Source organism: Mycobacterium sp. SM3041, assembly GCF_039668335.1.
Taxonomy (GTDB): Bacteria; Actinomycetota; Actinomycetes; order Mycobacteriales; family Mycobacteriaceae; genus Mycobacterium.
This window is the reverse complement of sequence record NZ_JAYXBQ010000044.1, coordinates 120,629-133,663: the sequence shown is the minus strand read 5'-3', so window position 1 is coordinate 133,663 and position 13,035 is coordinate 120,629. Positions and strand designations below refer to the sequence as shown.

At 66.7% G+C, this 13,035-nt stretch carries 16 protein-coding genes and 4 tRNA genes; 14 read left to right on the top strand and 6 right to left on the bottom strand.

Translation table 11 applies throughout. From position 1 onward, the window contains the following. The first annotated feature begins 148 nt into the window (after positions 1-148). Positions 149-1,546, top strand: a complete 1,398-nt coding sequence (locus VXD91_RS12815) for an NAD(P)/FAD-dependent oxidoreductase (protein WP_135356921.1) — start codon at positions 149-151, stop codon at positions 1,544-1,546. A gap of 6 nt (positions 1,547-1,552) precedes the next feature. Further along, complete coding sequence (locus VXD91_RS12810; RefSeq protein WP_346415556.1) at positions 1,553-2,125, top strand: hypothetical protein; 573 nt, start codon at positions 1,553-1,555, stop codon at positions 2,123-2,125. A gap of 3 nt (positions 2,126-2,128) precedes the next feature. On the opposite strand, the gene VXD91_RS12805 is transcribed toward VXD91_RS12810, so the two are convergent. Next, the gene (locus VXD91_RS12805; protein ID WP_346415555.1) at positions 2,129-3,601 is read right to left on the bottom strand and encodes a PPE family protein; all 1,473 of its coding nucleotides are present in this window, start codon (positions 3,599-3,601) and stop codon (positions 2,129-2,131) included. Between the two features lie 22 nt (positions 3,602-3,623). Between VXD91_RS12805 and VXD91_RS12800 the strand changes: the two genes are divergently transcribed. Next, entirely contained in the window at positions 3,624-4,490 is an 867-nt protein-coding gene (locus VXD91_RS12800; RefSeq protein WP_346415554.1) for a GNAT family N-acetyltransferase, read from the top strand. 13 nt (positions 4,491-4,503) lie between these two features. On the opposite strand, the gene VXD91_RS12795 is transcribed toward VXD91_RS12800, so the two are convergent. Continuing rightward, positions 4,504-4,578, bottom strand: a tRNA-Val gene (locus tag VXD91_RS12795). A 290-nt stretch (positions 4,579-4,868) separates the two neighbouring features. On the opposite strand from VXD91_RS12795, the gene VXD91_RS12790 reads away from it, so the two are divergent. The 4 genes from VXD91_RS12790 (at position 4,869) to VXD91_RS12775 (ending at position 5,509) form a co-directional block, all read left to right on the top strand. Then, positions 4,869-4,941: transfer RNA gene (locus tag VXD91_RS12790), tRNA-Gly, on the top strand. 28 nt (positions 4,942-4,969) lie between these two features. Continuing rightward, positions 4,970-5,043: transfer RNA gene (locus VXD91_RS12785), tRNA-Cys, on the top strand. A gap of 14 nt (positions 5,044-5,057) precedes the next feature. Beyond that, positions 5,058-5,132: transfer RNA gene (locus tag VXD91_RS12780), tRNA-Val, on the top strand. A 185-nt stretch (positions 5,133-5,317) separates the two neighbouring features. Further along, entirely contained in the window at positions 5,318-5,509 is a 192-nt protein-coding gene (locus VXD91_RS12775; protein WP_135356918.1) for an excalibur calcium-binding domain-containing protein, read from the top strand. Positions 5,510-5,530: 21 nt separating this feature from the next. On the opposite strand, the gene VXD91_RS12770 is transcribed toward VXD91_RS12775, so the two are convergent. From VXD91_RS12770 to VXD91_RS12760, 3 genes are read right to left on the bottom strand one after another with little or no spacing between them, the layout of a single operon-like run. After that, entirely contained in the window at positions 5,531-5,743 is a 213-nt protein-coding gene (locus VXD91_RS12770) for a hypothetical protein (RefSeq protein WP_135356917.1), read from the bottom strand. Between the two features lie 59 nt (positions 5,744-5,802). Beyond that, positions 5,803-6,282, bottom strand: coding sequence for a DUF6653 family protein (locus VXD91_RS12765; protein WP_135356916.1), 480 nt, complete (start codon positions 6,280-6,282; stop codon positions 5,803-5,805). Continuing rightward, positions 6,279-6,875, bottom strand: a complete 597-nt coding sequence (locus VXD91_RS12760; RefSeq protein WP_212811651.1) for a TetR/AcrR family transcriptional regulator — start codon at positions 6,873-6,875, stop codon at positions 6,279-6,281. The genes VXD91_RS12765 and VXD91_RS12760 overlap by 4 nt, the downstream gene beginning before the upstream one ends. Before the next feature lie 530 nt (positions 6,876-7,405). Here VXD91_RS12760 and VXD91_RS12755 point away from each other — a divergent pair. The 6 genes from VXD91_RS12755 (at position 7,406) to VXD91_RS12730 (ending at position 11,148) form a co-directional block, all read left to right on the top strand. Continuing rightward, a complete protein-coding gene (locus VXD91_RS12755) occupies positions 7,406-7,726 on the top strand; it encodes a hypothetical protein (protein ID WP_135356914.1) in 321 nt (106 codons plus the stop codon). Between the two features lie 110 nt (positions 7,727-7,836). Next, positions 7,837-8,361, top strand: coding sequence for a hypothetical protein (locus VXD91_RS12750; protein ID WP_135356913.1), 525 nt, complete (start codon positions 7,837-7,839; stop codon positions 8,359-8,361). An 18-nt stretch (positions 8,362-8,379) separates the two neighbouring features. Further along, entirely contained in the window at positions 8,380-9,033 is a 654-nt protein-coding gene (locus VXD91_RS12745; protein ID WP_135356912.1) for a DedA family protein, read from the top strand. 53 nt (positions 9,034-9,086) lie between these two features. Beyond that, a complete protein-coding gene (locus VXD91_RS12740; protein ID WP_346415553.1) occupies positions 9,087-9,866 on the top strand; it encodes a Clp protease N-terminal domain-containing protein in 780 nt (259 codons plus the stop codon). Between the two features lie 123 nt (positions 9,867-9,989). Continuing rightward, on the top strand, positions 9,990-10,538 hold the full coding sequence (locus VXD91_RS12735; protein WP_318984426.1) for a hypothetical protein: 549 nt from the start codon (positions 9,990-9,992) through the stop codon (positions 10,536-10,538). Positions 10,539-10,617: 79 nt separating this feature from the next. Then, the gene (locus VXD91_RS12730) at positions 10,618-11,148 is read left to right on the top strand and encodes a GNAT family N-acetyltransferase (protein WP_212811654.1); all 531 of its coding nucleotides are present in this window, start codon (positions 10,618-10,620) and stop codon (positions 11,146-11,148) included. 3 nt (positions 11,149-11,151) lie between these two features. On the opposite strand, the gene zapE is transcribed toward VXD91_RS12730, so the two are convergent. After that, a complete protein-coding gene (gene zapE, locus VXD91_RS12725) occupies positions 11,152-12,195 on the bottom strand; it encodes a cell division protein ZapE (RefSeq protein ID WP_212811655.1) in 1,044 nt (347 codons plus the stop codon). Positions 12,196-12,220: 25 nt separating this feature from the next. Between zapE and VXD91_RS12720 the strand changes: the two genes are divergently transcribed. Next, the gene (locus VXD91_RS12720; RefSeq protein WP_212811656.1) at positions 12,221-13,021 is read left to right on the top strand and encodes a pyrimidine reductase family protein; all 801 of its coding nucleotides are present in this window, start codon (positions 12,221-12,223) and stop codon (positions 13,019-13,021) included. Positions 13,022-13,035 lie beyond the last annotated feature (14 nt).

The window sequence follows — 13,035 nt, the reverse complement described above, 5'->3', positions numbered from 1 at the left end:
CGTCATTGCCATTCCCGCTCAGCCCGCCCGCAAACGTGTTCCGGCCAATGGCGTTCCACCGCAGGTCAACCCGTTGCCGCCCATAGTTCGTCAACTCCCAGTATGTTGGCCCTGTCGTTCGGTCCTACGTTGTGCCCGAAGGAGCCACATGACCATCGCGTCCCAGCGTCATCGCGTCGTCGTCATCGGATCGGGATTCGGTGGCCTGCAGGCCGCCAAGGCCCTCAAACGTGCCGACGTCGACATCACTTTGATCTCACGCACGACGACCCACCTCTTCCAGCCATTGCTGTACCAGGTCGCCACCGGCATCCTGTCCGAAGGCGAGATCGCGCCCACGACGCGACTTGTCCTGCGCAAGCAGAAGAACGTCACGGTCCGCCTCGGCGAGGTCGAGCACATCGACCTGAAGGCACAGACCGTCACCTCCAAGCTCATGTCGCAAGTGACGGTCACGCCGTACGACAGCCTGATCGTCGCGGCCGGCGCCCAGCAGTCCTACTTCGGCAACGACCACTTCGCGACGTTCGCGCCCGGTATGAAGACCATCGACGACGCCCTCGAACTGCGCGGTCGCATCCTGGGTGCGTTCGAGGCCGCCGAGGTGGTCACCGACCCGGCGGAACGCGACCGCCGGCTGACGTTCGTCGTCGTGGGCGCCGGGCCGACCGGCGTCGAACTGGCCGGGCAGATCGCCGAGTTGGCGGAGCGCACGCTGGCCGGAGCGTTCCGCAGCATCAAGCCGCAGGACTGCCGCGTGATCCTGCTGGACGCCGCGCCCGCAGTGCTGCCGCCGATGGGTCCCAAGCTCGGCGCCAAGGCGCAGAAGCGCCTGGAGAAACTCGGCGTCGAGATCCAGCTCAACGCGATGGTCAGCGACGTCGACTACAAGGGCATCACCGTCAAGGACAAGGACGGCACCGAGCGCCGCATCGACTGCGCCTGCAAGGTCTGGTCGGCCGGTGTGCAGGCGAGCCCGCTGGGCAAGCTCATCGCCGAGCAGTCCGACGGCACCGAGACCGACCGGGCCGGGCGCGTCGTGGTCGAACCCGACCTCACGGTCAAGGGGCACCCGAACGTCTTCGTCATCGGTGATCTCATGGCCGTCCCAGGCGTGCCTGGCATGGCGCAGGGTGCGATCCAGGGCGCCACCTACGCCGCCGACATCATCAAGCGGTCCCTGGCCGGCCAGGACGACCCGGCCAACCGCGAGCCCTTCAAGTACTGGGACAAGGGCAGCATGGCGACCGTGTCGCGGTTCGACGCGGTCGCGCAGGTGCCGGTGCCGTTGACCAAGAAGAAACTGGAATTCGCCGGACCGTTCGCGTGGCTGTCGTGGCTGGTGCTGCACCTGGTCTATCTGGTCGGCTACAAGAACCGCGTGACGACACTGTTCACCTGGTTCGTCACCTTCCTGGGCCGCGGGCGCGCACAGATGGCGATCACCAGCCAGATGATCTACGCGCGCACCTCGATGCAGCTGCTGCAGAACCAGCTGAACGCATTGGCCGCAGCCGACAAGGTCGAGAAGAACGAATCCGCCTAGACGCGCATGGAGATCCGTTGGAACACAGACCATACGGAACGGCTTCGCCGCGTTGCGGTCGGCTGGGACGGCACCGAGGCCGGCGCGCCGTGCTTCCCGCCGGACTGGGAACCTGAGCCCGACGACCTGCACCTGCTGCGGATTGCAGCTGCCCACGGCGGGTGCGCGACCGGCACGTATCGATATCGGCGACCCCCGGCCGATATCGGATATTCGCCGTTTGTCGCGCGGCTGACCGACGAAGCGGACTTCGACTTCACCGACCGACACCGCGCCCTACTCGCGCGAATGAGCTGGGAGCTGTCGGATCCCTACGACGACGAGGACATCCCCGGCGCCGACCCCAAACGGCCGTACGGCGACTTCACCTTCTACCAGATCGAAATGGCGCTGACGCTGGGCCTGATCCCGGCGCAGAAGCCGCCCGACCACGATCCGATGACGCCCGAGATCGCGCAAGCCATGACGGACCTGCATTTCCAGATGCAGCCGGCCCTGCAAATCTTCCTGCGGCACTTCGATATTGACGATGGTCGGGTGTTCCGCGGTGAGGAGTGGGGCGGCTGGGTGTCAGCCTGACCGTCAGTCTGCGTGATCGGGACTCCAGGTGCTCGGCAGCATCGGCGCACGCGCGCCGTCGCCGAACTGGTCGCCGGGCACCGCGGCCAATCCGGCCGGGGTCGTGCCCGCCCTCGATACGGCTCCGGTGAACCCCATAGGGCCGGCGCCGCTGTCCGATGCGCCGGATGCCCATTCCGGGGCGACATCGAGGTCCATGTATTCGACAGCGTCACCTTCTTGTTTGCGCCGGCTGCGGCGTCGGCGCGCCTGCCGGGCCGCCGCCGCAGCAGCCGAGGCTTCTCGGGCCGTCGCGGACTCCCGCGCCGACGCGGCGGCGTCGACACGCGTCTGACGCTGAAGCCACGCGCTCGCGCCGATTCCCGAACCGTCACCGACCGCATACGGGAAGCCGGGGTCGCCCACTGGCGGCGGTGCACTGGGTGCCGGTGTGGCAGGCGACGACACCGTGCCGGTCGGCGCCGGTGCAGAGGCACTTGCCGGGCCGGACGCGGGGGCGGCCGTTGACACCGGACTCGGCGTCGGGGCCGTGGCGATGGCGGGCATGGGCGTTTCCTGCGCCGCGGGCAGCGGCTCCGCACCGATCGCCGTCGGGGGCACCTGGATGCCCGCCAGCCCCGCGAAACCGGCCACCCAACCGAGATTGGCGATCGCCAGGCCCAGCGCCGGCTGGATCAACGCCGGCGCGAACTGGCCCAGCACCGAAGCCAGTTGAGAGGCATGGAAAGTCACGTCCGCCAACACCATCGGCAGATTGGTCAGCAGCGCGGCGGGGTCGGTCAGCAAGTTGTTCCACAACAGTTCGAGGTGCTCGCCCATCTCTGCGCCGACGTCGAACCACCACTCCAGATCCGTCGGGTCCAGATCGCCGTGGCCGTGGTCATGGTCATGGTCATGGTCATGGTCATGGTCATGGTCATGATCGTGGTCGTCGTGCGCCACGATCCGCGGTGCGGGCGTGGAGTGCGGCGCGGATGTCGTCGCCACGTCAGAAACCGCTTCGTACGTCGCCATCGCGGTCGCGGCCTGTACCCACATGCGGGCGTAGTCGGCTTCGGTGACCGCGATGGGAATCGTGTTGATACCAAAGAAGTTTGTGGCCACGAGTGCGGCCTGTGTCGCGTGGTTGGCGGCCAGTTCGGCAAGTGTGGGCATCGTGGCCAACGCGGCGCTGTAGGCGCCGGCGACGGCCTCATGCCGGGCTGCGCGGGCGCGGCTTTCCAGGCCGCTCTGGGTCAGCCACTCCAGATACGGAACGTGTGCGGCCACATATCGCTCTGCAGTCGGTCCCTGCCACGCTCCCGCATGCGCTGCCGCGAGAACGGCCCGAAGCTCCTCGGCGACCGCTGTGTAGGTCGCGGCGAGCGAAGACCATTGGGCCGCGGCCGCGAGCAGTGGGCCCGGACCCGGACCGCTGCTGAGCAATGCCGAATGCACCTCTGGCGGCGACGCCATCCACACCGGCATTGCCATCACGCATCCCCCGCCCGTAACGAAAATGAAAACTATGTTCATTAAGATAGCAGCCCGATTGAGCGGCGCAAGAAAATGCGTTGCCGAACGGGCGACGGCTCTGAAGGATGCGACCTACCCAGGTCAACCCGCCAGCGTCCCCAGGAGTTCATCCGTGCCCGACTTCTCGCCGGTCATCACCGACTACTGGACCGCCGCGTTCAGCGGAAAAACGTTGCACCGCAACGAACATGTGACGATCACCGTCAAGCCATATCTCGATCACGACGAACGCGCGGCCATCCTGCGATCACCCGACGACAAGCTGGCCTCCGTCACCGTGAGCCCTGCTGTCGCGGATGCGCTGATCAAAGACATTGCTACCCGCGGCAGTCCGACCGCGGCCGACATTCGGGCCGCGCTCGCGACCCAGGGTGTCGTGCTGAACGACGCCGCCAATGTGTTCTATCTCTCAGAATCGGCGGCCGACGACATCCTCGGCGAGGCGGCATCAACCGACGTCCGGCCGCTCACCAGTAGGGATGCCGAGATCTTTGCGTCGTTCAAAGCGGCTGTGCCGGAACGGGACTGGGACGAGGCGTACGTCGAGCTCGACCATTGGGCCGTGTTCGGCGCATTCGACGGACACGGGCGCCTCGTCAGCATCGGAAGCATCTATCCGTGGGACGACGAGTTTCCGCTGGCGGATGCCGGAGTGCTCACGCTGGATTCCGCGCGGGGCCGCGGACATGCAAAGACGTTGGTGCGTGCGATGTTTCGCTACGCGCTCACGCAGGGATTCGAGCCGCAATACCGATGCCAGCTGGACAATGCCGCCTCGATCAAGCTGGCCGCCAGTGTGAATCTGCAGCAGTTCGGGCAATGGGAAACCGTCATGCCCGACGATGCGTGACGGTGGGATTGTGTGGTGGTCCCGACTGGGATCGAACCAGTGACCTTCCGCGTGTGAGGCGGACGCTCTCCCCCTGAGCTACGAGACCGGGGAATCTCACCGACCGGATCGGTGCGACGACAGACACTAACACGTCCCGCGACCCGAACGGGAATCGCGTCCCGCCGACGCCGGACCACGCCCGCCGGGACCGACCGAACCCACCACCACGCCGCCTCAGGAGTCACGGGACACAACGCCCGAAACACCGGCCAAGACGCCGTCACCTCTGCGAACCAGGCCGTTTACCAGCGGTTTTCACGCGATTTGTATCTGCTCGCATTCGTGCACTAATGTCTTGCATCGCAACGGACGAACAAAGTTCAACCGGAGCGAAACGCGGATGTAGCGCAGTTGGTAGCGCATCACCTTGCCAAGGTGAGGGTCGCGGGTTCGAATCCCGTCATCCGCTCGAAGGTGCGAATGGCATCAGCCCCAGTGGTGGAGTGGCCGAGTGGTGAGGCAACGGCCTGCAAAGCCGTGCACACGGGTTCGATTCCCGTCTCCACCTCCAAGAGTTTCAACCCGGCGCGATTAGCTCAGCGGGAGAGCGCTTCCCTGACACGGAAGAGGTCACTGGTTCAATCCCAGTATCGCGCACCAGAGTTTCACGACAGGCCCGGTTTTCGAATCGGGCCTTTCTTTTACCCGCACCCAGCAACCCGCAATATATTCGTACCATCGCGCTGTTTTTCCTCGAATCCACGTACAGGCCAGTGATGATGGCTGTAACGTCCAGCTCGCAATATCGGCATATTGCCGAACCGAGCTAACTCTCCGAGGTCGAAATGTTGCGTGCGTTGATCGTTGCTGCCCTGATCACCTCTGCCGGCGTGGCCATCGCCCCCGTCGCGCAGGCATCCGGATACAAGAACTGTTCGGCAGCTCATGCCGACGGTCGGTACAACATTCCGCAGGGCGATCCCGACTACAAGGCGTCCCAGGACCGCGACAACGACGGCATCGCCTGCGAGGGCTGAGCGGAGCCCGCCGCCGCGGGCTCAGACCGCGGCGGCCCGCAGGCCTTCATCCAGTTCTTCACGGACGTGCCGCTCGACAAGAAGTGGCACAAAGTCCCGCACCGTGCAGGACGCAAAGCCTTCATGCGCACGCCGAACCGCGGTGGCAATCTGCGCGGGATCAAGGGCCGGATAGCGCGCCGCCAGGCGTGCCACGACGTCGTCGATCGCTCGCTCTTCGCTGAACTCGCGCATCGACATATTCTCGCGCAGCGCTCCCCCACACGATGCCGAAACGAGATAACAGAGTCCGGTCACCGACCGGCGGCCACCTCGTCGTAGAAGATGCCCAGCCGGTCGATCCGCCAGAGCTGCCCGTACACCACCAGGACGGCGCCGAACACGGTCGGCCAGATGAGCAGCGCGCCGAGCCCCCACGTCAGCAACACGGCACCGGTCACCGCGCCGGCGACCCAAATTCTTTGGACGACAGCGAATCCCGCCGGCATCTGCGACCGGTCCTGCATCCACAGCCGCTCGCCGTAGATGCCGCGGGAGGACCAGGCGACCGGCTTGTCGACGGGCGCGAACGCGTGCGGGTTCCACCACAACCACGCGATGACCACGCCGACGGGCACCAGGGCCCACCAGCCGATCCAGACGCGACTCCAGATCGCGAGCATCATCAGCGGGATGGCGGCAAATCGCGTCCACACGCTCCATGGGTTGGCGTGGCGCCGCCAGGCCTCGTCGCTCATGCCCGCGGCGCGGGCGTACTTGTCCAAGAGCTTCATCGCAGCATTCCCCTCGCCAGAGTTCGGATGGTCGCCTCGAGCACGTCGTCGTAGCCGGCGCCGAACCGGTCACGGTTCATCACCAGCAGACCGACGGTCCGGATGACGCCCAGCAGGGTGTCCGGGGCGATGTCGTCGACCAAGACGCCATCCCGCTGGCCGGCCGCGAGGTAATCGAGCACCGGGCTGACGATCTGCGGCATGACGCGCGCGAGTTGCTCGGGCCCGACGCGGCGGCTGACCGCCGTCAGCTCGTCGGCATGCGTCAGCAGCCTCCGATAGAACGGATCGTCGACGAGCACATCAGTGATGGCACGCATGAGGCAGACGAGGTTCTCCTCGTCGACCGGCCGACCCAGCACCTCTCTGAGCCGAGCTCCCATCCGGGGCGCCCGCCGCAGCATCACCTCGAGATAGAGCGACTCCTTCGAGTCGAAGAACGCGTAGAAACTGCCCTTGGCGATCCCCGCCGGCCGGACGAGTTCATCCAGCGACGTCTTCTTCAGCCCTTGGGCGGCGAAGAGCTGCTCGGCCGTATCGACCAGGGTGCCCGCAATGCGCGCCTTCTCGTCGGACGTGAACGCCACCGCCATAGCTATGACTCCTTTGGTCAGACAGTCATAGCCTACGTGTTTGCAGCCCTCTCCGCCAGGGCATCCCACCACCACTCAACGCCCCGAAGGCGCTGTCACAGTGAACGCTGAAGGATTTACCTCAGCCGGTGCGTAACGATTTACTGCCGACCTTCGATGAACTAGCTCAGGACGGTGCTACCAATAGCCATCGGCCGATGTTGACGGATCGGCCAGCTAATTCACCGCGGACACCTGCGCAGCCGCGCGCACCGGTCGGCGGGCCGCCTACTCAATTGACGTAACGACACCGGCATCAGCGCAGTTCACATCACTTGCCGCCCAAATCTCCGCGATCGGCCGAGTGAATCCGCCCCGTGCCACACCAGCCTCATCAGGCAACAGGCGGGCCGACTCGTACTTTCAGTCAGCAAATCCAAATCTGTTACATCAACATTTCAGCAAAGTTCGCTCAATTGGTTGCGCAATGCCCGAATGTGGACTACAAATGTTTGCTGTAAGCGAGTTTCGCTCCAGGAGGGACACCAACCATGGCTAACATCACCACTCGCATCGCAGGATCGATTGCTCTCGCTGGAGGCGCCGCGGTCATCGCGCTCGCCGGTGCGGGCTCAGCTGCCGCAGACACCACGCCCGACCAGCAGATCGGCCAGTTCGGTACGCAGATCAACCAGGCCCTCGGCCAGTTCGGCACCCAGAACTTGCAGGCCCTGGGCCAGGCCGGCACGTGGTACAACCAGGCCGCCGGCACCGCGGGCACCTACTACAACCAGGGCGCCGGCCAGCTCGGCACCTACACCACGCAGCAGCTCGTCGGCCTCGTCGGCGGCGTCTTCGCACCGCAGCACTGATCTCGCGAGAGACATTTCAGGGCGTGGGCCGCAACGGCCCACGCCCTGCGCTGTTTTCTCCGCCACTCAGCGCCCCACACACATTGCTAGAAGAGCTAAACTTTGTCGTCATGAGCTCAAAGACGTCGATCGCCGCCGCCGCGGCACTGGCCGTGGTGAGCTGGGGCGCATCGACGGCGGTTGCCGTGGCCGACCCCACGCCCGCTTCCCCGGGTCCCGCGGCTCCCGCCGCAGGCCCGAAGACCAGCATCGACGGTGACGGGCTGTTCATCGTGGGCAAGGACATCGCGCCCGGCACCTACGCCACCGCCGGACCGGTCGGCGACAAGCGCTGCTACTGGCGGCGGATGAACAACGTGGACCCGCACGCCAAGAACAACGTCATCGACAGCGCCATGACCGCCAAGGCGCAGGTCGTGCTCATCGATGAGACCGACAAGGCGTTCAAGACCAGCGGCTGCCAGCCGTGGCACGTCACCGATGCCGCGCCGGACTCCGCCGGACCGGGTCCCAACATTTCGCCGCAGGCGCGCGCCGCGATCGCGATTCTCGGCACCCTCGGCGGAGGCGGCGGCGCTCCGGCCCCGGCGCCCGCACCCGCACCGGCGGCGCCCGCACCTCCAGCTACGCCGTAGTAGTGCATCCTTAGCGGCATGGACGTCGACGCGCTGCTGCAATCGATCCCGCCGGTGGCGGTGTATCTCGTGGTCGGGCTCGTGATCGGGCTCGAAAGTCTGGGCATTCCCCTGCCGGGCGAGATCATTCTGGTCACGGCCGCCGTCATGTCGTCCCGCCACACGCTGGACATCGACCCGATGGGCGTCGGACTGTCCGCCGCGGCCGGCGCCATCATCGGCGACTCGATCGGCTACAGCATCGGCCGCCGGTTCGGCATGTCACTGTTCGAACGCCTGGGCCGGCGGTTTCCCAAACACTTCGGCCCCGGCCACGTCGCACTGGCCCGCCGACTCTTCAGCCGCTGGGGCGTCTGGGCCGTCTTCTTCGGCCGCTTCGTCGCACTGCTGCGCATCTTCGCCGGGCCGCTGGCCGGGGCGCTCAAGATGCACTACACGCGCTTCCTGGCCGCCAACGCGGCCGGCGGCATCGTGTGGGCCTGCGGCACCACGGCCGTCGTCTACTACCTGGGCGTGGCCGCCGAGAAATGGCTGGCCCGGTTCTCCTGGGTCGCACTGCTGGTCGGTGGCCTGCTCGCCCTGACCGTGACCATCGTGCTGAAAGAGCGCACCGCCAAGGCGATCGAGCAGTTGGAAACCGAGCACGACTGGGACACCCTGCGACAGTCGTAGCTTTCCGTCAACTTGCGGTTGACGAAAGCCATGCGTCAACCTACGGTTGACGCATGGCTACATCTGCTGAATCCGCGCACACCTCCACCCCCAATCCGATCGCCGGCACCGTCCGCCTCGACGACCTCATCGAGGCAATTAAGAAGGTGCACACCGAACCGCTCGACCAACTCACCGACGCGATGCTCGCCGCCGAGCACCTCGGCGACATCGCCGACCATCTCATCGGCCACTTCGTCGACCAGGCCCGCCGCTCGGGAGCGTCGTGGACCGACATCGGCACCAGCATGGGCGTCACCAAACAAGCCGCTCAGAAACGCTTCGTCCCCAAGGAACCCCGATTCGACACCATGGATCCCAAGGACGGGTTCAGCCGCTTCACCCCGCGCGCCCGCACCGCTGTCGTCGAAGCCCAGCAGGCCGCGCACACGTCGCGCAGCGCCGAGATCACCACCGACCATCTGTTGCTCGGGCTGCTGACCGACCCGGGGTCACTGGCCATGGTGCTGCTGAGCAACCAGGGCGTCACCGCCGACCAGATCCGCACGGCCGCCGCCGTGCCCGTCGGCACTGCCGAGCCCAAGGCTCTGATCCCGTTCGACGGCACCGCCAAGAAGGTCCTGGAACTGACGTTCCGTGAGGCACTTCGGTTGGGGCACAACTACATCGGGACCGAACACCTCCTTCTGGCCCTGCTCGAATCCGAGGACGCCGACGGCCCCCTGCACCAGCTCGGTGTCGACAAGGGGCGTCTCGAAACCGAGCTCGAGAAGATGCTCACCGACTTCGTTGCCGCCCAGCAGTCGGCCGGCGAGCAGTCCGGGCCCGCGTGAGTGTCCACTGACAGGGACAAAACGCCCCACTGGCCTCGGCCGAGTGGCGAGATCTACTCCATTCCGGCGAGGTCATGATGGCGGTATGCCATCATGCGATGCAGTCATAACGGAGAGGACGCGATGAGCACGGGCGTGAATGGCAACAAGACCTACCGCTGGCTGGCGGGTTTGCTCGGCGCGTTGACCCTGCTGGCGGCCACGCTGGCGCCCGCCGCGGCGGCTGAGACGAGCATCGGCAACCTCGGCCAGACGCTCCGCGTCGACTACAAGGGCCTCGTCGCGGACGTCACCGTCCACAACGTGCTGCCGTCGGACGAACCGCCGGGCTGGACCTGGAACGGCTCGCCGCGCTGGCGCGCACAGGGCGGCCCGTGGAAGGCCGACGTCACCGTGCACGTCATCTCGACGCCCAATCCCCACTGGATGGCCAACGGCGTCACGTTCAGCGGCGTCACCCCCTACGCCGACGCCTACGCCTCCAAGCACACCGACGACCCCAACGCGCTGGAACTCAAGCTGCTGAGCGCGCCCGCGGGCTCGACCGTCGACGGCGTCGTCTACTGGGACGTCTACCGCGGCTTGGTGACCAACGTGGTCATGCTCAACCCGGCCACCGGCACCCACCTCGCGCAGTGGAACATCTGGCAGCCGGGCGACCAGCTGCCCTGAGACTCATACGTCCAGACATAAACTGCCCCTGCCCCGTGCGGACAGGGGCAGTTTTGTGTTTCCGGACAAGGAGATCCCGATGACGGTGCAGGTTCGGCAGGCGCAGACCGACGATCTCGTCGAACTCGCCGACGTGGCCGCCGCGACGTTCCCGTTGGCCTGCCCACCGTCGTCGACGCCGGAGAACATCGCGGCCTTCATCGCCGGCAACCTGTCCGCCGATCGGTTCGGTGACTACCTGCGCGATCCCGAGCGCGCGGTGTTCGTCGCGCACGACGAGGCGCGAATCCTGGGCTACACCATGCTGATTCGCGGGGTGGCCGATGACGACGACGTGCAGCGGGCGGTGCCGGACCGGCCGGCCGTCGAACTGTCCAAGTGCTACGTGCTGCCCGACGTCCACGGCGGCGACGTCGCGGCCACGCTCATGGATGCGTCGGTCGCCTATGCCCGGGAGCACGGCGCCCGCTGCGTGTGGCTCGGCGTCAATCAGGAAAACGAACGCGCACAACGCTTTTACCGCAAGCACGGGTTCGAGGTCACCGGCACCAAGACGTTTCAGCTCGGTGCCCGGACCGAGAGCGACTACGTGTTGGTGCGGCCGCTGTAGACCTCAGGCGTGCAGCTGAGTGCCCTCGTGGGTCAGCGCGAGCAGGCGGGACGTGGCGCGCAGATACTTCTTGCGGAAGCCGCCGGCCAGCATCTCGTCGCTGAAGACGGTGTTCATCTTCTCCCCCGACGCCACGACGGGAATGCCCGCGTCGTACAGCCGGTCGATGAGCGACACCAGCCGCAGCGCGACGGACTGGTCGTAGACCACGTGCACGCCGGTGATGAAAACCTGCTGCACACCTTCGATCAACGCGTGATAGCGCGACGGGTGCATGGTCGCCAGGTGCGCGCACAGCGCGTCGAACTCGTCGAGCGTGGCGTCGTCGACGCCGACGGCCCAGGACCGGACCTGCTCCTCCGACGGCGGCACCGGGGCCGACGGCAGCGCACGCTGCCGGTAGTCGGGGCCCTCGACCCGCACGGTGGTGAAAATGCTCGACAGCGTGTTGATCTCGCGCAGGAAGTCCTGAGCAGCGAAGCGGCCCTCACCCAGCTGTTCGGGCAGGGTGTTCGATGTCGCGGCGATCGACACGCCGCGCTCCACGAGTGCCGAGAGCAGGCGGGAGATCAGCGTGGTGTTGCCGGGATCGTCGAGCTCGAACTCGTCGATGCAGACGACGACGTAGTCGGACAGCAGCTCGATGCACTCGGTGAAGCCGAAGACACCGGCCAGCTGTGTCAGCTCACCGAACGTCGCGAACGCGGCCGGGCCGGCGTTCGCACCGGCCAGGGTGTAGTACGTCGACGCCAGCAGGTGGGTCTTGCCGACACCGAAGCCGCCGTCGAGGTACATGCCGACGCCGGGCAGCGCCTCGCGCTTGCCGAACAACTTCTTCTTGCCGGCCCGCTGGCGGATCGCGTCTTCACAGAACTTGCGCGCCGACACCACCGCCGCGGCCTGCGACGGTTCATTGGGATCGGGCCGGTAGGAGTCGAAGCTGACGTCGGCGAATGTGGGCGGCGGCACCAGCTCGGCGATCAGTCTTTCCGGCGTGACGGTCGGATGACGATCGGTCAGGTGCGCGACTTCGCTGGCCCCAGGCATTAACGCACCATAGCGGCGTGTTGCAATGATTCACGTGTCCGATCCCGACGCTGCGACGCAGCTCACAGAGCTCAGCGCGGTAGGCGCTGCCTTCCCCGCCGGCGGCGAGACCGGCGACGACACGCTGCTGGCACCGTTCTACAGCTACCCCGCGAACCTGGGCCGGCCGTGGGTGCGGGCCAACATGATCTCCAGCCTTGACGGCGGCGCCACCGACGACGGCCGCGCCGGCGGACTGGCCGGGCCCGGCGACCGGGCGCTGTTCGGTTTCATGCGGCAGCAGGCCGACGTCATCCTGGTCGGCGCCGCGACCGTGCGCATCGAGAACTACTCCGGCGCCCAGATGTCCGCGGCGCAGCGGCAGGCCCGTCAGCTGCGCGGCCAGGCCGAAGTGCCGCCCATCGCGGTCATCACGCACAGCGCCGACATCCCGCACGACGCCAAGTTCTTCACCCGCACCGAAGTACCGCCGCTAGTCCTGACGAGCCGCGACAGCATCGACGACACCTGCCGGCGATTCACCGGCCTCGCCGAGGTCATCGACGCCTCCGGCGCCGCACCCGACCGCGTCGACCCGCACGTCGTGCTCCGCATCCTCGACGAGCGCGGGCTGCGCCGGGTGCTCACCGAAGGCGGACCGTCAATCCTCAACATGCTCGTCGAGGAAGACCTCATCGACGAGATGTGCGTGACCATCGCGCCGATCCTCGTCGGCGGACAGGCCCGGCGGATCGTCTCCGGGCCCGCCGAGGCACACACCCGGCTGCGCCGCAGCCACGTGCTCACCGACACCGCGGGCTACCTGTACACGCGCTACGTCCGCTGACGGGTCCCGACCAC

Excerpts from the sequence above, each read along its gene's own strand:
- VXD91_RS12720 (WP_212811656.1), top strand. The coding sequence starts at position 12,221 with ATGATTCACGTGTCCGATCCCGACGCTGCGACGCAGCTCACAGAGCTC.
- VXD91_RS12755 (WP_135356914.1), top strand. The coding sequence starts at position 7,406 with ATGGCTAACATCACCACTCGCATCGCAGGATCGATTGCTCTCGCTGGA.
- VXD91_RS12735 (WP_318984426.1), top strand. The coding sequence starts at position 9,990 with ATGAGCACGGGCGTGAATGGCAACAAGACCTACCGCTGGCTGGCGGGT.
- zapE (WP_212811655.1), bottom strand. The coding sequence starts at position 12,195 with ATGCCTGGGGCCAGCGAAGTCGCGCACCTGACCGATCGTCATCCGACC.
- VXD91_RS12770 (WP_135356917.1), bottom strand. The coding sequence starts at position 5,743 with ATGCGCGAGTTCAGCGAAGAGCGAGCGATCGACGACGTCGTGGCACGC.
- VXD91_RS12750 (WP_135356913.1), top strand. The coding sequence starts at position 7,837 with ATGAGCTCAAAGACGTCGATCGCCGCCGCCGCGGCACTGGCCGTGGTG.
- VXD91_RS12800 (WP_346415554.1), top strand. The coding sequence starts at position 3,624 with ATGAAAACTATGTTCATTAAGATAGCAGCCCGATTGAGCGGCGCAAGA.
- VXD91_RS12730 (WP_212811654.1), top strand. The coding sequence starts at position 10,618 with ATGACGGTGCAGGTTCGGCAGGCGCAGACCGACGATCTCGTCGAACTC.
- VXD91_RS12745 (WP_135356912.1), top strand. The coding sequence starts at position 8,380 with ATGGACGTCGACGCGCTGCTGCAATCGATCCCGCCGGTGGCGGTGTAT.
- VXD91_RS12775 (WP_135356918.1), top strand. The coding sequence starts at position 5,318 with ATGTTGCGTGCGTTGATCGTTGCTGCCCTGATCACCTCTGCCGGCGTG.
- VXD91_RS12765 (WP_135356916.1), bottom strand. The coding sequence starts at position 6,282 with ATGAAGCTCTTGGACAAGTACGCCCGCGCCGCGGGCATGAGCGACGAG.
- VXD91_RS12740 (WP_346415553.1), top strand. The coding sequence starts at position 9,087 with ATGGCTACATCTGCTGAATCCGCGCACACCTCCACCCCCAATCCGATC.
- VXD91_RS12810 (WP_346415556.1), top strand. The coding sequence starts at position 1,553 with ATGGAGATCCGTTGGAACACAGACCATACGGAACGGCTTCGCCGCGTT.
- VXD91_RS12760 (WP_212811651.1), bottom strand. The coding sequence starts at position 6,875 with ATGGCGGTGGCGTTCACGTCCGACGAGAAGGCGCGCATTGCGGGCACC.
- VXD91_RS12815 (WP_135356921.1), top strand. The coding sequence starts at position 149 with ATGACCATCGCGTCCCAGCGTCATCGCGTCGTCGTCATCGGATCGGGA.